Genomic DNA, 19014 nt, shown 5'->3' with positions numbered 1-19014 from the left:
ATATCGCACCCTGATATGGACTTAATCAGACCGTGAAACGGGCATAACCGGAACGTCATACGGACTGTTCCTGATTATCGGGCAGGGTATATGAAAAGACGGTATAATGCGAAACAGGCTTTAATATGCCAAAATTAACATTTCTTTACATTTCTTTCGCGATTTTGTTTTGTCAAAAAAAAGTCAAGAAAAACTGTAAGTCCGTCTTCCGAGTTTTCTTTAAAAGTGCCGCTATCTGGCGCTATGATAAGCACCCTTAACCAGTACATTTCGTGCGGCGATGGTCTGGCTGTTGCACCAATACGCATTTCTCATTACATGACGACCGCGCGGTAGCAGTCTGTGCCGTTCCGCACTGTCAGAACGGTTTGCGCCTTTTGTGGCGATTTACGGATAAAATACCGTCCCCACCGTATTTCTACAGAGACGTGTTATTACCATGTTTGCGTACTAATGTGAGCGTCTTCGGAGGGCAGCAATACATGCAAAAGCATATATTATATACAAAATCAGCGGGACATTGTCATGAAACAATATCCCGCCGAAATTCATTTTAAAGGACTGTTGTATAGTACGATTATTTCACAACAATCTTCTTGGATTGTCCTTTTGTAACTTTCACATATATTCCAGGAGTGAGATTGCTTTCTTTTATCTGCATGCCGTTGATGTTGTAATACACTGTTCCGGCGTTCTTGCCGTCGCTGCCGATATTGCTTATGCCGGTGCTTATGGCCACAACCACCTCATTGCTTACCGGTGCCGGGCCGTAGTTGTAGACAGGTACTACGGTGTATGCGAACTCCATTCCGTCTGATGCAACACTGCCTTCCAGAGGATTGTCGGTGTATGTTGTAGCGGTAACGGGTTCATCGGTCAGCTGTTTACCGTTGCGGAACACGTGATAGCCCACAAGTGCAATGTCTTCCGGCACGTCGGGTGCGCTTTCGAATGTTACGTCGTCTATCATCAGTGCAAGCGTGTCGAATGTCTTGTGGCGTATGGCGAAATACTTTGTTCCTTCAGGGAGCGCCACTTTATATTCTGTCCATACTTCGGGTATTATGCCGTCTGTCGGGAAATTCTCCACGTCCGCCGTATGTGTGAAGTCCTCGGGGCTGTTGCCTGTTGTGGAATAAACCACTTCAAACGTCTCGCCCCATGATATCATGCAGCTCTTTGCCCAGAATGATACGGTCTGAGCGTTGCCTGACAGTTCGGGCGAAATGAGCCAGTTGTCGTTGTAGTCGTACGAACAGCTAGGAGCCATCATGAATGTTTCGCCGCTGTGCGGTTGGGCATCGGCCCAATATATATCGGGCACTTCGGCCACGGTGCGGTTGAACAGCTGGAATGCCATGGGCTGTGTCTGGTACGGGTTGTTGGTCTCGCGGAATATATTATATGTTGCAAGCTTGTCGCCGTCGTACACGGTCCATTTGCCGGCACCGCTTATTGACATCGGCGTGTAGGCAGGATTCTCGAAGTCTTCGGTCACGGTTTTCACGTCGGTGAGGCCATCGAGCGATGGTGCCGACCATGAGAGGTTCACCGTGGCGTCTGTTTCAGACATGGTGTATGTGAGGTCTGTCACTGTAGGATAGTCGTTAAGAGTCACGCTTACGGTCTTCTCTGCCGTGTTGTTGGCTTCGCATCCGTCGCCTTCGAGCACGGCTACGGCTGTCACATACAGTGTCTCGGAAGAGTTGATAGGTACTTCATACTCGAACTCAACGTTGGCAAACGCGTTCGACTTCATGGCCGGTATGGCTGATGTTCCGGCCTTATTGCCGTTGACAGTCCATTCAACTTTTCCTTCGGTTATGTCGTTACCTATGTTCTCGATGCGTGCCTTCAGGTTCATCTTCTCACTCACAGCCACGTTTGCCGGTGCGTCTATCGACACGAGCCGCAGGTCTTTGTCCACAACGTCGCGTATGCGTATGTTGTCGAGCGGCACGCTCCATGTCTTGTCCGCATCGTTGTGTATGGCGCGCAGACGCAGTTCGAACTGTATGGCTTTAGCGTCCTTATAGGCGTTGAGCGGTATAGTGGCCAGCGTCCATCCTTCTGTGGTGGGCGTTTGCTGCAGGTCTATGGTCTCAGCCACCTCGAATGGCGCATCGTCTTTAGATATGAGCACGTCCAGTGCGCTGCCTTGTCCCTGATACCAGAACTCAAGAGCAGGATTGGACGCGGCGGATATGTCGACGCGGGTGGAAATCATTCCGTACATCACATCCTTCTCATATGGCAGCCAGTAGAAGAATCCGTTGTCGCCGTCCTGCGATGTCAGCGGAGTGGGGGCGTCGGGATCGGTCGGGTCTATGAGCGACGGGAAGTAGTCGTCGTCCACTGTTCCCATCATCTGGTTGTCGCCGTCAGACTTTGGATCGACGAGCCACACGTTGTCGTAGCGACCGTTTGTGAACGATTCTGCGTACGGCAGTTTGTCCGGCTCGCCTATTGTCACTATGGCTGAGCTGGTGTAGTCGGAGTAGTTTTCGCCGTAACCCGCCGTCACCTGATATGCCACAAAGTCCTGACCTTTTAGTTCGGGATAGTCTATCTCTATTGAAGTTTCGCTTGTCGTTGCAATGGCAGGATCGTAGTATGAGCCGAAGGCGTCGAAGATGTAGTATGTTACTTCGGCCGGATCTACATATCCGCCGTTCATACCTGTCTCTCCTACAGCGTCCCATGAGAGCACTGCCGACTTGAAATCGTCGCTTACCACCAGTCTGACATTCTGTGGTGCGAGCGGCGCGTCCGGTCCGCAGAATATGTTTTTGTGCTCCACCTTCTCGCCGGCTGTCTCGCCTGTGTATGCCACAGCTGTAAGACAGTTGTTGAATCCGGCGTACATCTCCACGTCTTTTATCTCAATCACCTCGCCGGGTTTCACATTCTCATACGTGAAAATGTCCACACCCCAGCGCGAGGTTATCTCCACTTTGGTTATCTCCGTGAGGTCGGCGCCCGCTTTGGTTTTGGTAGGTGCGGTGTAGGTAAGGTCGGCCTTCAGTTCTCCTTTGGGCGCAAGCACCCATGTCAGCTTGCCTGCTGCCGGAGGATCAACCGGCACTACAGGTTCCACGCTGCCGCTTCTTACGCTAAGATTGAAGAGTTTCACGGTGCCGTTCATTTCTTTTGTAGTGAGGTTGTGCACACCTATATAATAATATCCTTCCTCGGTTATCTTGCAGTTGTATTCATATTTTGTCTGGTCTTTTGTCTCGAAAACGGTTGGTGCCGTTATTTCAGTGGTCATGCCTTCCACAGTGGGAGCAGTGCCCAGTTTCACTTCGAGCTTCACGCCTGTAGCACTGGTGCCCATGTATCCGAGGTCGAAAGACACGACATAGTCGCCGGCGGTCATGTGTACAGGCACCGATATAAGCCAGTCGTCGCTCTCTTCTATGTCCTCAGCTTTGGGTGGCATACATGCACTGTAGTTGTTCACCGTTGCTATTTTCCAGCTTCTGTCGTCGTTGTTGACGTTGATGGATGTATATTGTTTCACAATGTCAACCACGTCGCTGTTCTTACCAAGGGCGTGTGAGAACGGTGTCTCTATAGCGTTTTCCGGTGCTGCGTCTGCATACAAGGCTTGTGCAGCTGTTTTTACGATTGTTTTGGTAGTGGCAAAATGACTTTGACGGTTCATTTTTTTCAGATTTCCGTCTTGTGTACCTGTGGTTCTCTCATAAGAAGTCTGCGCCTCAATGGTTAAAATACACCCGATGAGGGCAATGAAGACAAGTAATAGTTTTCTCATACAAAAACGTTTAATGGTTTATAATTGTAGTGGAAAAGGTATCAAATAGTAATTATTTTGTGTTATTAATTATCAAAAGGAAAATACAAATATATGAATTAAATAAATTCGTTTGTTAAAATACAAGTTAATAAAGGTTAATAAAAGGCATTTATTTTGCATGTCGTGGCAGCAACTCGGCGTTTATTTACTATTTGTGTTTGCACCGTCCGCACATGACTGTCTTTATTTTTTTATGAATGATATTTCTGGTTCGTCATTTTATCCTGAATATTTTTCTTGTGAAATTATGATGTATGTTTTTTTATGTGACATAATTTGAAAATAAAGATAGGCTTTTGAAATTTATAGTCCCATTTCATATCTGTATGCAAAACAGAATAAAAAAAGTTGTATATATATTTTGAAATAATATTAAAAATCCTTATCTTTGTGATTGACTCAGTTGGCCCTTTGTGGAGGGCTGTGGGTTATTTACTTGTAAAGGACGTTTACGAACGTTATCTTCGACGGTCAAATCTCGCAAATTTGGACTCTCTTCGAAGGTAAGGCGACGGAAGCGTCCACGTAGGGTGTATTATAAAAGGAAGGGATTTATCTGAAGTCCTTTCCATATGTGTAATATCATCTGGGCGTGGGCTGACTGCGTTGCTTATCCTAAGAGAGAGGCAATGCGAGAGCCTGACCGTGGGATAAGCGAGAAGTAGAAACTCCCACGTCTTTTTTAGTATCTTATCCTTAATTTTTTACAAGCCTGATTTCGGGAGTTCTATATGGCATTTTAAATTTTAGGCATATGGAAAAATGACAGTTTTTTAATTGGCAAAAGGATTCTTGTAAAGTAGAAAATTTTGAAGAATTCACAGAATATTTCATTTTATTCTAATTGGAATTATATTTTCAGATGTAGTGTAATAACAGTCTGTATAATGATTGTTTACAACAATAATTACAACGGAAAAATATTATGGTGCTGAAAATTATTGATGTGTAAATGACGTATATTTTTATGTTTGTGAGGCATGTATACAGATTTGCAATAATAAAAGAAATAAAAATTATGTAGCGTTTTTAAATCCAAAAATCATTATAAGATGTTTATGTTCTTATTAATGGCTTTTGTATTTATTATTTAACTTTTTAATATTAACTAATTATGAAAAAATTATTATGTGTTATCTCAATAAGTTTAGTTGCATTTGTGTATATTTTCGCAAAATCAATAACAGATATAGATATTTCTAGAACAAGCTATATTTGTCCTTATTGTAAGGTGAAATTAGTACATAAATATATTGAAGTGGGGAGAGATAAGTGTGGACAATGTGATGGCAGAGGTTGGTATGGAACTCATGATACTAAGCAGGAATCTCGTGAAAAAGGAATTATATGCGACCCTTGTAATTATTGTAAAGGTAAGCGTACTATACCTATTATGGGTTATAGGTGGGTTTGTCCAAAATGTAAAACTAAATTTAGAGTAGATTGAAAATATATGTAATTAAATAAAAACCTGTATAAAAATAAATCTGTATCTACTATAATATTGTATTATCTATGATTTTTTAGTGAATAACTTAACAAGAAAATACTTATGAAAAAAATAATATTATTTGAAATGATATTTATTTTTTGTTTTGGTATAGCTTTCCCACAAACACGAAACCAGAAAACAAAGGTTGTCACAAAACAGAACGTACAAAAAGAACCGGATGCAAAATTGCTTTATGATCAGGCTTGTGATTTTTATAATGGTACAAATGGTAAATTTATGGATAGGGAAAAAGCAATATCCTTATATAAACAGTCTGCAGATATGGGATATTCTGTGGCACAATATGAATTAGGAAGACTTTATGTTAAATCATTAATAGAAAAAAAGGACATTATTTATATAACAGAAGAAGAAGCTTTGGATTATTTAAAAAAATCTGCAAAACAAAATAATCCGAAAGCATTATATGCACTATTTACTATTTATTATGAAGGTTTGATCGTTCCACAAGATTATTCAATAGCAATTTATTGGCTTCGTTTAGGAGCAGATTTAGAAGATCCTGCATGCATATTCAGTCTTGGATTAGAATATCAAATAGGAAAAATGGTTGAAATAGATGATCAGAAAGCTTTTTATTTAATTAAAAAGGCAGCAAATTTAAATTATGTAGATGCCTACGAAATGGTTGGTAATTGTTATTTACATGGTTGGGGAGTTGAAAAAAACATAAATGAAGCAAAACAATGGTTTCGTAAAGGAGCAGAAAAAGATGATTCTGGTTGCCAAGCTGCTCTTGCTGATTATTATATAGAATTAGAGGATGATTATGAACAAGCATATTATTGGTATAGAAAATCAGCAGAACAAGGAGATTCATATGCCCAATTAAAGACTGGCGCATATTATGCTACTGGCTATAAAGGATGTGTTGAAAAAGATATTAATGAAGCGATAAAATGGTATAGGAAGTCAGCAGATCAAGGAAATACAGATGCACAATATCGTTTAGCAGAATATATTAAAATGGATAATCCGAACGAAGCTTTTTACTGGTATAAGAAAGCATATGAGAAAGGCAATCTTAATGCAGGAGCAGAATTAGGAATAATGCTATTTCTTGGAAAAGGATGCGTAAAAGATGTAAAAAAAAGCGTAGAGATTCTTCAAGAATTATCAGAGAAAGGCGTTACTAGGGCTATAGCTGTTTACGGAAAAATGCTTATAGACGGTATTCCTGGTATATTAAAGAAAAATAAAGCAAAAGGAAATGCGCTTTTACAAAGTGTTCAAGATATAAATGGTAATATAAGAAATTGATAATTTATGTTCTATTTATTATCACTGAAAAGTTATAGCCTATAATATTAAATTAATATGAATTATATTTATAAATGTATTTTAAGAATATGAAAATATCAATATATATATTGTTTTTTATATTAACCACACAAAATGTTCTTGCGCGAAAATACTATATTAATGCTACATTTCCATCTGAATGTCCTATAACTATTTATGCTAATGGAGAATCCTATGTATTGACAGAAGCAAGAGAATATGCAACAAGCGGTGCCGGTGTTGTAATTATTAACACTTCAGGAAATTTAGAATTAAGTTTTTCTGCATACAATAAAGATGGAATAAGAATAACACAATATACAAAAAATGATAAAAAGGATTCTAAAGGTAACATTGAATATACAAGAATTATACTTGGTGGTACTGGTGTTACTTGGTCTCAAAATAATAGTTCTAAAAAGATAGATTCTATATTAGAAAATGAGAAACTTCTTGCATCGGAAGATGTGGATGAAACTCCCATTCGTCCTTTACTTCCAGATAATATTGATAATTCTTATTCGGATACATACGAACATCATAATACAAAGGAATTTGTCGCAGAGAAGATAGTTGATACTGGTATGAGTGCAATAGATAAGGTTGGTAGTACTGTACAAAATGTTTATCATATGAATGCAGATGGTTATCCAAATATTCAGATAGCAGTAGGATTGTCTCGTGCATATGGTGAATTTGTAAGATTTAAATGGTGTGACGGAGGTGTTGGTGGATTTGTTTTATATGGTGGTATAGGAAAAGATTGGCTCTTTAATGGACATAACAAAAGAAAGCTATCATGGCATGCAGCCATAGGATATTTCCTGACTTTTGGTTATGATACTAATCAAGATCTTACTATCGCAACATGCTATGCAGAAACTTCTGTTATTGTTGGTGGAACCCTTAATTTGGATATTACGTATAGTTATTTCTTTGGTGATAGTAAAAGATTCGGGTTGTTTGGTGGTGGAGCGTTTGGAGTAGGTAATGTAAAAGAAGCTCTTAAAGAACGAAGTGAGGATGAGAAGTTTCCTGGGAAGCTGGTTTGGGATTTACATTTTGGTTTTACAGTGAAGTTATGGCAACGTTAATAAATATTTTAAGATATTGGTAATAAAAATGTGGAATTATAAAACTATATAATTGAAAAATAACATTTAAAGATTTTTATTATGTACAAAAAAGTAAAACAAAATTTTTATATTAAAGTGCTTGCATCTATAATAATGTTGTGTTGTGCATTAACTTCTAATGCTCAGCGTGTTTGCAATAGATGTGGAGGTGAAGGCAGAATTAAAGAATATTGTGCTTATTGCAAAGGTTACGGTGAAAAATACTGCTCAACATGCGGTGGGTATGGTGTTCGTAATTGTGGATTCTGTAATGGTAGCGGATCTATACGATGTAATTATTGTAGAGGCCGTGGAACAATTAATAATGATACAGAATATTGCCCAAAGTGTGAAGGTTATCGGAATGTAAAATGTAGTAATTGTTCAGGAAGTGGAAAAGTTAAATGTCCTGATAGTAATTGTCATAATGGTATTGTTAAATGTCGGCAATGTAAGGGTACAGGTATTCATGAATGGACATGTCCAAATTGTAGAGGGACGGGACGATTGAGATAATTTATTGTAAGGGGATATAACAATCCCCTTACAATAAAATTTTGATAATAATATATACGCAGATATTTTTGTTAATAACAATTATTTGTTTAGCACTTATATTGTTTTATGTTGATATTGTGTCAATATTGTACCACTTGAAATGATTAGATATAATAAAAAAGTTTTTAAACAGAGATTTTGTGGTTCATTTAAATTATGAAATGATCAATAAAACAGATATAATATGGGTTTGTAAGAAAAACAAAGATATTTCTTAAAAATAGATTTTAACATATATCTGTTTATTAAATTAGTCGGTGTATTATAGGAAAATAATCATTAAATTTAGTAATTATGAAAGCAAGAAACAGATTATTGGTGATATTCTTATTGGTCATGATGTTTTGTATTGTGTCATTAGGAATAAGAGCTCAAGGAGGAGTTGTATTGAAAAATGGGGCAAAAGCTTTCAGCAAGGAAAGCTTGGCTAAACTTGCTAGTGCTGGTGTTATAAGATCATTGTATGAATTAGAAATACAAACAGTTAATAATAATGTACTGATAGTGAATGGAAAACCTAATGTGGTTAATGCTAAAGGACAAAAAGTATTAAGCAATTTAAAAGAGGAGAAAAGTAAAGTAAAAGATGCGAAAAGGATTGTAAGAACTGTACCAAAACCAAAAAGTCTGATAACTGAACAATCGCTTGTAATAATGATGGAGATGTATATAAGGAAAATGAAAAACCGTTTCCTTAATTATGCAAGGATAAGCAGCCAGAGTGTGGATACAGCCGATATGGAAGCTTTTCCCATGACTGAGGGACAGACACGTATGGCTGGGTATCTGGAGAACGAGTTAAAAGAAATATGCAAGGGCAGTGATGCTGTGATAACACGCAGTGCTGACCAGTATGTTTATGTGAAGATTCCTTCGAACATGAAGGGCAAGAGTGTGCCTTCTGTGATGTTCATGGCTCATCTCGACGTGACGCCGGAGGCTCCCGGACAGAACATCAAGCCCATTGTGCATGAGAATTATGACGGTGGCGACATACAGTTGTCGGCGGGAATAGTGCTGAGTCCGGAGACTCCGCAAGGTGCTCATCTGAAGAATTGCAAGGGAATGACGATAATAACATCGGACGGTTCGACGCTTCTAGGGGCCGACGACAAGGCAGGTGTGACGATTCTGGTGGGATTGGCTGAGCTGCTGGTGAAGAACAAGAAGATAAAGCATGGTGATGTTTATATGGTGTTCTCGCAGAATGAGGACATCGGCCGTGCTGCATACCGTTTCGAGTCGAAGTATGTTGACGGCAGTCCGGATATTGTGATAGATGTGGATGGTAACATGCCCGACCGTTTCTCGGTAGAGAATTTCACTGCATCGATGATCACCTATCGTTTCCGCGGCCACGATGCCCATCCGGGTGAAGGATTTGTGAACAAATATGGCGACGCACTTACAGCTGCTTCTTATTTCATAGGACAGATAGATCCGGCCAAACATCCTTCTGCAAGCAAGGACAAGCAGGGATACATACACTGTTATTCGATGGTTCATCCGACAGATGAAGTAGGCAAGGAGATATCTGAGGATTATCTTGTGAAGGTGCGTTTGCGCTATTTCGACAAGAACGAGGGTGACACTCTGCGCCAGATGCTGCGCGATGCCGAAAGGCTTGCGGCTGAAGCTTATCCGTTTGTAAAAGTGGAGGCCGGACAGGAAACGGTGCAGTATGAGAACATTGCCTATACGATGTATCCAGGAACTGCCGACCTGATAGTGAAAAGTGCTGCCAGTGCCGGCATGACCATGAGCCCGAGCAGTGAGCGCGGCGGCACTACATCGGCCATGATGGCGGCAAAGGGATTGCGTGGAGGACCGTGCATATACAGCGCCCAGCAGGCTGCGCACAGTGTGTATGAATGGGTGTGCGTGGAAGACATGGTGAGGATGGTGCTTGTAACGACAGACATTGTGAAGAATGTGGCTGGGATGAAGAAGCAGTAATTTATATACAAATAACATAGCATGTGTATGTTATTATATTATTTACCATAATCTTTTGTTAAGATTATATGGATACAATTATCATCGGTTTTGATATTTGTATACCAAAAAAGAGGATGCACCGGAATTATTCATTCTGATGCATCCTCCAATGTTTTAGGATAATTACTTTACTTTATTTTATTTCAGAACACGGTTACTTTTGTAGCCTTGCCGTCAACGTTCACAATGTAGATGCCTTTGGCTGCTGGTATTGTGACGTTAGAGCTCTGACCGGTATATATCTGTGCGCCGTTCGCAGAGAATACCTTTATGTCGCTTACGGCCGGAGCTGTGACAACTATCTCGCCGTTTGCGGCATATACTTTCACGCCTTCAGGCAGAACGTTACCTATGCAGTCCGGTACGTCTTCACCAACGGTGATGTTGTCCAACAGAATGTCGTGTGTAATGCCTGAAATACCTTTGAAGCTTAGTCTGACGTTCTTCTCACCCTTGAACTTATCGAGAGATATTGAGTATTCCGTCCATCCTGCAGTCTCATTGCCGGAAACATATATCGGGCCTGAGACAGTTTCGTAAGTGCCGTTGTCTTTCGATGCTTCCACTACGATGGCATCAGCGCTCTGTTCGCCTTCTGTCTGATATATGTAGAATTTGAGTGTCGGGTTGATGAGTGTGCTGAGGTCGATCTTCTCACTTGTGAATCTTACTTCATCGCCTTCGGCAAGAGTTGTTGAGAGGAATGCTGCGAAGCCTCCGTCACCGTCCTGTGCTTCTACCGAAGGATATGACGGGCTGCTTGAACCAGTGCCCCATGCTGCGTCATAACCTTTCACTTTCTCGTTCATCCACTGGTGTGTGGCTGTACCTCCTGCAAACGATTCCTTGAACGGCACCGGATTTGCCTCGCCTACGAACAGCAGACCAGATGTTGTGAGGTCTCCGAATCCTGTTTCGTTGTACGGTTGTACGAAATAGTAAACATATTTCTGGCCGTTGCTTGTGTCAATAGTGTTGTCGGTGAATGTAGTACCGGTGAATGCGTCGTCGAGAACTTCAGAACCGTTTCTCATAATATGGTATTTAACTTCGCCGTCCTCCGGTTTAGCACCGTTCCATGAGAGTGTCACGCTGTGGTCGTCGTTCTCAACAACATTGAATCCTTCTATCGGTGCAGGTACAGAATATCCTACTTTCACAGTCACAACTGCTGCGTCGCTCTTCATTCCGTTGAGGTATGCGTAAACACGGTATGTGTATTCGCCCTTTTCCGGAACAGTGTTGTCAACAAACTGTGCGGCCAGTGTGGCGCCCGTAGCCTGTGTGGTGTAGAGAGGTTCTTCAACGCCGTCGCGGTAAAGTTCCATCTTATCAACGTGAGTGATGAAGTCGCCGCCGATGCTTGTGTTAGGTGTGTACCATATAAGTTTCACCTGCAGAGAGCCGTTGCGTGCCGGTGTAGCCTCGAAGTTGTAGGGTACTGACGGAGATGCTGTCGGCCGTCCGTTCTTCACTTCAATGTCGTCTATTGATACAACGGCGTCTTTCTGGTAGTTGTCGAAGCATATTCCGATGACATAGGCGTCGCTCTTCTCAGGAACGATAAGTCCTTTCACCTCCTGATAGTCAGTGCCTGTGATGTCCCATATCTGTCCTATCGGGCCGAGCGGAGTGTGAGCGTCGTTGTTGCTGCACAGTATCATCTGCAGTTTGCCTGCCTTTGCCGCGTCTGCCACTTTTGCCTTGAATGTCACTTCCACCTCGTTGTCCGTATTGAAACGTATTGCCGGCAGATAGAGTATCTCAGGTATGTTGGGGTCGCCTTCCTGTGCGGCTGTGCATACCAGTGTTCCGTTTTCATACTTCCATCCGGCTCCGGCCTCTCCTGTTCCCGACGTTGTGAATCCGTCGAACGAGCTTTCTTCGTCGAAGCTGTTGCTGTAAGGCAGTTCCAGTGCGTCGTTCGAACCATAGAAGTATTCGTATGTCAGCACCGACTCTGTGGCATATTCGCCCAGATAATCACGCCATACATAAGTGGTCTTTTTAGTGATATTATCCTTGTCGTCGTACTCATATTCGTACTTGTACTTGTTCATCAGCGACCAGCTTCCCTCTTCTGATGTTTCCTCGTCGCCCCACGGATCGTATCCTCCGCTTGAATACATGTAGGTTTCTTTTAGGGTGATGTTGCCTTTGTCGTCGTATTCATAAATCTCCTTGTCGGTAGGAGTCTTCACGTATTCGTAGCTTGAGAAGTTGAATGTGTAGCTGTTGCGCACCTTCTGCAGCACGTTCATGTTGTCGTCATATACATATTCGTTTATCTCGTACGGCTGTTCCTGCTCCATACCGTTGAGTTTCTTGTAGCGGTTCTCGGTTGCGGTGTTGCCTTCATATTTGTAAACGCATTTCTTGGCAAAATCCTTTTCCCAGTCGCTGGAACCCCATTCGTAGAACAACTGTTCTGACACGCGTCCAGTTTCGTCGTCGTATGTGGTTATTGTCTTTGCACCTTCGATTGGCCGTCCGATGAAAGTCATCGATGAATGGTTCCATACATAGTTTTCCACCAGGTTGCAACGCTTCTGTGCGTCATAACCATAGTTCACCTTTTCCGAGTTGTCCATCACTGTAGGATCGGACGTGTTCGGTTTTGTTATTAATTTCTCAACAAGCAGACCATTGGCGTCATACGTGTAGTCGATACGCGAATTGATTTTTGTTCCGTCGTATTCCAACACGTGAGTCAGCACTTCGTCAGCGTTAATACTACAGAAACAGCTTAAAACTGTAGCTCCAACAAATAGTAATCTTTTACTCATAATTACATTGTTTTGTACGTTAATTAAGTTAAATTCGTTACAAAAGTACAAATTATGGGATAAAAAGCAAAGATTAAGGTATTTTATTTAAAAAATATTTATTTCTGTTTTTGGTGTAAAATGCCTTATGTTTGGTATTTATTTCCATGCATAATGTCTGATATTCAGATACATAGAGCAGGATGAAATTGTGCTTGAGAGCCTTTGTCAGGTGTATTGCGGTTATAAAATTTTTTCTGTGTTGTGTTTTCGGATGGTATGTTTGAGCCTGCTTTATTGTTGTTATGCCTGCGTTGCAATGTATGGAATACGGTGTGAAACAGGACTTTTTTGCCGGTATGTCCGGCTCATGGCGGTTGCCGCTTGCCGTTGTCAGCAGCTCGTGCGGCACTGGTCGGTGGTCATGCCTGTGGTTCGGCTGAAGAACAGACGGAAGCATCGCGCCGAGCCGTAATGGAGTATCGATGCTATCTCGTCGTCCGATTTGTGTGAGTGCATGAGCAGATCGCGCGCCATGTCGAGGCGTTTCATCTCAGCATACTGGCCGAGGCACAGTCCTGTTTCCTCCTTCACCAGATCTTCCAGATAGGCTGCCGACGTGTCCGTGCGCTCAGCTATGTATTGCGCCTTCGGCAGTTCCTCGTGCTGACGTCCGTGCTGTGCGAAGAAGTCGTGTATGATGTGGTTGGTCTGTCTCAGTATTTTTCGGTTTCTGTCGGTACGCATTATGAACTGTCTGTTGTAGAAACGCCGGCAGTAGTCGAGCAGCAGACAGATGCGACGGCCTATTATGCCACAGCTGTATTCGTCGATGCATGTGCCCAACTCGGTCTTTATGTCGCCAAACAGTCTGTCCAGCGTCCGTTCCTCACACTCCGACACGTGCAGTGCCTCGTCCGTCCTGTATCCGAAGAATCTGTATTCGCCCATGTTGCGTTCTATCTCGCTGCCGGCTGCCAGTTCTTTTCTGAATGTCACTATGCCCGCTCCCTCTGCCTTTGTGTCACCATTGAGGCAGATACGGTCGCCGGGACGGAAAAACAACACCGACGCATACGAGAAGTCACACCCCGTGTGTCCGTAACACGAGGTGCGGCAACAACAGCGGTTTTTTATCATCATCACCGTATAAAGATCTGTTGTTATCCCGTTTATTGCGTCCAGTTCGTCGGGCGACACCTCTGCAGTTCCGGCAAGAGGATGCATCATCCTCACACCCGGCAGACTGTTGCACTTCCTGCAGCACGCAGTTTCAGAGTCCTGACTCTTTGTGTACATCTGTTTTGTTGGCGTGTGGTATGTCAGACGTTTGTTTTTCTGTATTCGCTCGGTGTCAGTCCAGTAGCCTTCTTGAATATGCGGTTGAAGTGCTGTGGATACTGAAATCCCAGTTCGTATGAAATCTGGTTCACCGTCTTCTCAGTGCTCAGTATCAGTTCTTTGGCGTGGCCTATCAGCTTCGACTTGATATATTCCTGCGCCGTTATGCCCGTTTCCTTCTTTATCATGTCGCCGAAGTAGTTGGGCGAAAGGAACACCTTGTCGGCAAAGTATTTCACCGTCGGCAGACCGTCAGTTATTGTGCGCTGTTCGCGGAAGTAGTCGTCGAGCAGACTCTCAAACCTCACTATCACGTTCTTGTTGCTCTGCGAGCGCGTGATGAACTGACGTTCATAGAAGCGCATGCAATAGTCGAGCAGCAGTTCTATGTTGCGCGAGATGAGTCGCCTGCTGTGCTTGTCCACCGGACGGCTTATTTCCATCTTTATTTTCTTCAGACAGTCGGTGAATATCTCTTTCTCCTCGTCAGAAAGATGCAGTGCCTCGTTGGACGAATAAGAAAAGAAAGAGTAGCGCCTGATGTTCTGTCCGAGCGACGTACCCTTTATGAGGTCGGGGTGGAACAGCAGTCCGAGCGCATCGAGCTTCATGCCCTCCGTGAATGTTGTCTCCACCACCTGTCCCGGGGCGAAACTTGTCACCGTGCCCTCCTGGTAGTCGTACGTCTGCCGGCCGTAGAGTATATCGCCGCACTTCAGGTTTTTCAGAAACAGTGAATACACTCCGTAGTTGAACATCATGTGTCCTACGGGTTGTTTTTCTGCCTCTGCCAGGCTCACCACACTTACGAGCGGATGCTGTGTTTCCAGTCCGAAGAGCTCGTTGTATTTCTCCACGCAGTCTATCTTGACGAAATCTTTCATAATGGCTTATGTTTTTGTGTTCAGACGGTTGTCTCCGTTCACAAATTTACTAATATTATCCTTTGCCTGTGAAATGATTTCCGCAAAAACCGTAAATAAGTTAACAAGCAGAGTAAAATGTGCACATCGCGGAGACTGCTGTGGTGCGTTAGAACTTATGAAATGCTGATAAAAAGGTGTGACTTTAAGTAATATTATAATGTGTTTTGTCTGAAAAAACATGTCTATTTTATTTTTTTGCACTCACCTTTTGCTATCTTTGTATAAGATAGGATGCGGTTCGGCAAAGCCAATTTCGAAAAAACAATTTTTTCCATTTTTGTCTTTGCGCTCACCTTTCACTATCTTTGTATAAGATAGGATGCGGTTCGGCAATATCAAAAGCCAAGAAACAGTGTCTTTTTCTTTTGCTATTGCACTCACCTTTCACTATCTTTGTCAGTAATTAAATTTCGGTTGATTTCACAACACAGTGTTTTTATTAATAAATAAGGAGGAACGATATCTGTTGTGAGAAGGTCGGCCGTACAATAGAAATAACATAACAAAACTTCATATATGGAACAGAAAAACGATTTTGAGGTAAGGATACGCGAGAATCTGCGCCGCTATCTGCTGGAGCAGGGACTTATAGACGAACGCATGCCCGAATGTCCCGACGTGGAGGACAAGTGGCGCGAGGTGGGCGAAGCATATCTGCCGGACGGCGTTAGAGAGTATGGGGCGTGGCCCACGGTGTCGCTCGGATGGATGATGTTTGTGGGAATGGCGCTCGCACGGCTGTGGGATACCGACTGGGAGAACTGCGGCTGTCGCACAGACCTGTACGCATCGCTGCGCGATGCACGCGGCTACGACAGCATGGACGACCACATTATGGAAGACGTGCTTGCTCTCGACGAGGACAGTCGCAAGAAGACGAGCGCGCTCGTTGCCGAATGTGCCGGCCGCACCGACAGCATGCTGCGCCACGAGAACATAGAGCCGGGCACGCCGGAGGCTTTCCGTGCCTATGTGGCTTGCCTGCACCAGCTCTATCTCATGGGCATGGCCGTGGAGCTGAAGGCACTGGGCTACCGCATGACAAAGGCGTGAGCGGCGGGCGGCGAATATTGTTATGGCGATGCGACTGGCCGCTGTTTATGTATGCTTAGGGCCGGGAGAGAATACCTGTGCGTGCGTTTTTCGTTGATAATGGTAGAAAATCATGTAATATGCGTATGTCCGTCGGCCGCATGATTTCTTAATTTTGCAGCGTCGGACAAGGAATACGCAATAATAAAATAAAGGAGGACAGAATATGAAAGGTTTTCTTTTTTTCATGGCATGCCTGCTTACGGCGTCCATGCCTCTGTCGTCGTGCAAGGGAAGCAACCGCGGCGACGACGACAAGTCGAAGGTTCTCGTGGCCTATTTCTCGGTGACGGGCAACACCAAAGCCGTGGCAGAACACATTGCTTATGTTACCGGTGGCGACGTGTGGCGCATAGAGCCGGTGTTGCCTTACAGCTCGAGAGACCTTGACTACCGTACTGCCGAATCGCGCAGCAGCCGCGAGCAGCACGACGCCACGGCGCGTCCGCAGATGTTCCGCGACACTCCGAAGCTCGACCGTTACGAAATAGTGTTCGTGGGCTATCCAATATGGTGGGGCATAGCGCCGCGCATCATCGAGTCGTTTCTCGAAGGTGGCGACTTCAAGGGCAAGACCGTGATACCGTTCTGCACGTCGGCGTCAAGTCCGTTGGGCAAGAGCGGCGAGCTGCTCCACAAGTGTGCGCCCGACGCCGACTGGAGACCCGGACGCCGGTTTGCCGAGGGAACAGGTCGCGACGAAGTGAAACAATGGGTGGACGAGGTGCTAGGCATCGAATGACGGCCACTTTCCCTACAGGAATAACAGACAGCATGACATAATAAAAACATATATAAACCATAAGGACAAAGCAATGAAGAATATTCTGATAATAAAGACCAGCCCCCGCAAAGGCGGCAATTCGGACATGCTTGCCGACGAGTTTGCGGCAGGTGCCATCGAGGCCGGCAACACGGTGGAGACGGTGAGCCTCGCCGGACTCAACATTTCCTTCTGCCGCGGATGCTTCGCGTGTCACAAGACACTGCGCTGCGTCATCAATGACGACGCGCCGGCGATAGTGGAGAAGATGTGCCGTGCCGACGTGATAGTGTGGGCAACGCCGGTTTATTACTACTCGTGCAGCGGACAGATGAAGACGATGATAGACCGCGCCAACCCGCTATACACGGCCGACTATCACTTCACCGACGTCTATCTGCTTGCCTCCGCCGCCGAGGACGAGCCGGAGACGGTGGACGGCACCGTGACCGCCGTGAAGGGATGGACCGACTGTTTCGAGCGCGCCACGCTGCGAGGAGTGGTCTTCGCAGGCGGAGTGACAGACAAGGGCGACATAACAGGCCACAAGGCGCTGGCCGAAGCACGCGAGATGGGGCGCAAGGCATGAGCCGCGTATGCCGATGAAGACAAACCGTGAAAATATGGACAGAAAAGACATGACACTCGAACAATTCCAGCAATACATAGCCGACGGACGGCCACTGCGCGGCGAGGAGATGATAAACTTCATGCGCGACAGCAGCGACGAGGTGCGCCGCCTGCTCATGGAGCTTAATTGTCATTACCACACCGACGCGGAGATACGCGTCCTCTTCGCGCAGATAACGGGTGGCGAGGTGGACGACAGCTTCCGCATGTTTCCGCCGTTCTACACCGATTTCGGGCGAAACATACACGTGGGGCGCAATGTTTTCATAAACGCGTGCTGCCAGTTTCAGGACCAGGGCGGCATATTCATAGGTGACGGATGCCTGATAGGTCACAGCGTGGTGATGGCTACGCTCAACCACGGCATGGATCCTGCCGACCGCCAGAACCTCTATCATGCGCCGATAGTCATAGGCCGTGGTGTGTGGATAGGCGCCCACGCCACCATACTCAGCGGTGTGCACATAGGCGACGACGCCGTTGTGGCTGCCGGAGCGGTGGTGACAAAGGACGTGCCAGCCCGTATGATTGTGGGCGGAGTGCCCGCCAAGGTGATAAAGAGCATCGACGAAGCCGGGACGAAGGACTGCTGAGGAAGGTGTCCGGAGGCCTTTCTGCCGGCAGTAAGGCCTCCGGACGAAATGCCCTTTATCGTCTTAAAACTGCATATTTATACATTCCGGCAGTAAAAAATTTTGACAAAAAAAATTTTCAAAATAGAAAAATGGCGACGCCCTCGGATGGCGTCGCGCGACGTGAAAGCGGCTCTTTCGGAGCCGTTTTCTTTTTGTGCCACTCCGGAGAAAATCAGGTCCCGTTGCGGAACGGCCCGTTCGGCAGCAGTAAAAGACATGTCGCACTGTCTGGAGCGTAAGCCGTTGACCGTCACATCGCATTTTATCACGTAATGATAAATCCGCGTCTCCACGACCGATAAACCATCCTCTCAAGACATTCGCAAGTTTCCCGTGCCTTTTCTTATGCCTCATATCGGTGTTTTCAAAGAAAACTCTGGCGACGTACTTACAGTTTTTCTTGACTTTTTTTTGACAAAATTTTTTCGCGAAAGAGATGTAAGGAAATGTTAAATCCTACATAAGAAAGGCTTGTTCAGGACGTGCGGCCTTGTCATACATCCTGCTCTATAATGCCGGATAATCCATCCTGTGTTCCGATAATGCCCGTTTGAGGGGCTGTTTAAGCCCGTATCAG

The 19014-nt window shown here is 44.5% G+C and carries 14 protein-coding genes; 9 read left to right on the top strand and 5 right to left on the bottom strand.

What is annotated here, in order from left to right:
• Nucleotides 1-577: 577 nt before the first annotated feature.
• Nucleotides 578-3778 carry a choice-of-anchor J domain-containing protein gene (locus tag WKT13_RS01675; protein WP_340322544.1) on the bottom strand — a complete coding sequence of 1067 codons (3201 nt, stop codon included), beginning with the start codon at nucleotides 3776-3778 and terminating at the stop codon, nucleotides 578-580.
• Between the two features lie 1156 nt (nucleotides 3779-4934).
• Between WKT13_RS01675 and WKT13_RS01670 the strand changes: the two genes are divergently transcribed.
• The 5 genes from WKT13_RS01670 to WKT13_RS01650 all read left to right on the top strand — a co-directional run bounded on the left by WKT13_RS01670 (nucleotide 4935) and on the right by WKT13_RS01650 (nucleotide 10243).
• Nucleotides 4935-5267: a hypothetical protein gene (locus tag WKT13_RS01670; protein WP_340322543.1), complete on the top strand. Its 333-nt coding sequence runs from the start codon at nucleotides 4935-4937 to the stop codon at nucleotides 5265-5267.
• A gap of 105 nt (nucleotides 5268-5372) precedes the next feature.
• Nucleotides 5373-6593 carry a tetratricopeptide repeat protein gene (locus WKT13_RS01665; RefSeq protein ID WP_340322542.1) on the top strand — a complete coding sequence of 407 codons (1221 nt, stop codon included), beginning with the start codon at nucleotides 5373-5375 and terminating at the stop codon, nucleotides 6591-6593.
• A gap of 89 nt (nucleotides 6594-6682) precedes the next feature.
• Nucleotides 6683-7708: a hypothetical protein gene (locus tag WKT13_RS01660; RefSeq protein ID WP_340322541.1), complete on the top strand. Its 1026-nt coding sequence runs from the start codon at nucleotides 6683-6685 to the stop codon at nucleotides 7706-7708.
• Between the two features lie 169 nt (nucleotides 7709-7877).
• Nucleotides 7878-8099, top strand: a complete 222-nt coding sequence (locus tag WKT13_RS01655; protein ID WP_340322540.1) for a hypothetical protein — start codon at nucleotides 7878-7880, stop codon at nucleotides 8097-8099.
• A 482-nt stretch (nucleotides 8100-8581) separates the two neighbouring features.
• Nucleotides 8582-10243 carry a hypothetical protein gene (locus WKT13_RS01650; protein WP_340322539.1) on the top strand — a complete coding sequence of 554 codons (1662 nt, stop codon included), beginning with the start codon at nucleotides 8582-8584 and terminating at the stop codon, nucleotides 10241-10243.
• Between the two features lie 185 nt (nucleotides 10244-10428).
• Here WKT13_RS01650 and WKT13_RS01645 read toward each other — a convergent pair whose 3' ends face one another.
• From WKT13_RS01645 to WKT13_RS01630, 4 genes are all read right to left on the bottom strand, one after another.
• Complete coding sequence (locus WKT13_RS01645; protein WP_340322538.1) at nucleotides 10429-13071, bottom strand: DUF3836 domain-containing protein; 2643 nt, start codon at nucleotides 13069-13071, stop codon at nucleotides 10429-10431.
• A 372-nt stretch (nucleotides 13072-13443) separates the two neighbouring features.
• Entirely contained in the window at nucleotides 13444-14349 is a 906-nt protein-coding gene (locus tag WKT13_RS01640) for a helix-turn-helix domain-containing protein (protein WP_340322537.1), read from the bottom strand.
• A 23-nt stretch (nucleotides 14350-14372) separates the two neighbouring features.
• On the bottom strand, nucleotides 14373-15275 hold the full coding sequence (locus tag WKT13_RS01635) for a helix-turn-helix domain-containing protein (protein WP_340322536.1): 903 nt from the start codon (nucleotides 15273-15275) through the stop codon (nucleotides 14373-14375).
• A 243-nt stretch (nucleotides 15276-15518) separates the two neighbouring features.
• Nucleotides 15519-15698, bottom strand: a complete 180-nt coding sequence (locus tag WKT13_RS01630; RefSeq protein WP_340322535.1) for a hypothetical protein — start codon at nucleotides 15696-15698, stop codon at nucleotides 15519-15521.
• A 135-nt stretch (nucleotides 15699-15833) separates the two neighbouring features.
• On the opposite strand from WKT13_RS01630, the gene WKT13_RS01625 reads away from it, so the two are divergent.
• From WKT13_RS01625 to WKT13_RS01610, 4 genes are all read left to right on the top strand, one after another.
• Nucleotides 15834-16370 (top strand): hypothetical protein, encoded by a 537-nt coding sequence (locus tag WKT13_RS01625; protein ID WP_340322534.1) that lies wholly within the window; start codon nucleotides 15834-15836, stop codon nucleotides 16368-16370.
• Between the two features lie 205 nt (nucleotides 16371-16575).
• A complete protein-coding gene (locus tag WKT13_RS01620) occupies nucleotides 16576-17151 on the top strand; it encodes a flavodoxin (protein ID WP_340322533.1) in 576 nt (191 codons plus the stop codon).
• 73 nt (nucleotides 17152-17224) lie between these two features.
• Nucleotides 17225-17761: a flavodoxin family protein gene (locus WKT13_RS01615; RefSeq protein ID WP_340322532.1), complete on the top strand. Its 537-nt coding sequence runs from the start codon at nucleotides 17225-17227 to the stop codon at nucleotides 17759-17761.
• Between the two features lie 49 nt (nucleotides 17762-17810).
• Complete coding sequence (locus WKT13_RS01610) at nucleotides 17811-18395, top strand: DapH/DapD/GlmU-related protein (RefSeq protein ID WP_340322757.1); 585 nt, start codon at nucleotides 17811-17813, stop codon at nucleotides 18393-18395.
• Nucleotides 18396-19014 lie beyond the last annotated feature (619 nt).

The organism is Prevotella sp. HCN-7019, from assembly GCF_037890215.1.
In the GTDB taxonomy this organism is placed as follows: domain Bacteria; phylum Bacteroidota; class Bacteroidia; order Bacteroidales; family Bacteroidaceae; genus Prevotella.
The sequence above is the reverse complement of the archived record's forward strand: the minus strand, read 5'-3'. Positions and strand labels throughout refer to the sequence as shown.

Excerpts from the sequence above, each read along its gene's own strand:
- WKT13_RS01635 (WP_340322536.1), bottom strand. The coding sequence starts at position 15,275 with ATGAAAGATTTCGTCAAGATAGACTGCGTGGAGAAATACAACGAGCTC.
- WKT13_RS01670 (WP_340322543.1), top strand. The coding sequence starts at position 4,935 with ATGAAAAAATTATTATGTGTTATCTCAATAAGTTTAGTTGCATTTGTG.
- WKT13_RS01650 (WP_340322539.1), top strand. The coding sequence starts at position 8,582 with ATGAAAGCAAGAAACAGATTATTGGTGATATTCTTATTGGTCATGATG.
- WKT13_RS01665 (WP_340322542.1), top strand. The coding sequence starts at position 5,373 with ATGAAAAAAATAATATTATTTGAAATGATATTTATTTTTTGTTTTGGT.
- WKT13_RS01675 (WP_340322544.1), bottom strand. The coding sequence starts at position 3,778 with ATGAGAAAACTATTACTTGTCTTCATTGCCCTCATCGGGTGTATTTTA.
- WKT13_RS01645 (WP_340322538.1), bottom strand. The coding sequence starts at position 13,071 with ATGAGTAAAAGATTACTATTTGTTGGAGCTACAGTTTTAAGCTGTTTC.
- WKT13_RS01640 (WP_340322537.1), bottom strand. The coding sequence starts at position 14,349 with ATGTACACAAAGAGTCAGGACTCTGAAACTGCGTGCTGCAGGAAGTGC.
- WKT13_RS01625 (WP_340322534.1), top strand. The coding sequence starts at position 15,834 with ATGGAACAGAAAAACGATTTTGAGGTAAGGATACGCGAGAATCTGCGC.
- WKT13_RS01620 (WP_340322533.1), top strand. The coding sequence starts at position 16,576 with ATGAAAGGTTTTCTTTTTTTCATGGCATGCCTGCTTACGGCGTCCATG.
- WKT13_RS01610 (WP_340322757.1), top strand. The coding sequence starts at position 17,811 with ATGACACTCGAACAATTCCAGCAATACATAGCCGACGGACGGCCACTG.
- WKT13_RS01660 (WP_340322541.1), top strand. The coding sequence starts at position 6,683 with ATGAAAATATCAATATATATATTGTTTTTTATATTAACCACACAAAAT.
- WKT13_RS01615 (WP_340322532.1), top strand. The coding sequence starts at position 17,225 with ATGAAGAATATTCTGATAATAAAGACCAGCCCCCGCAAAGGCGGCAAT.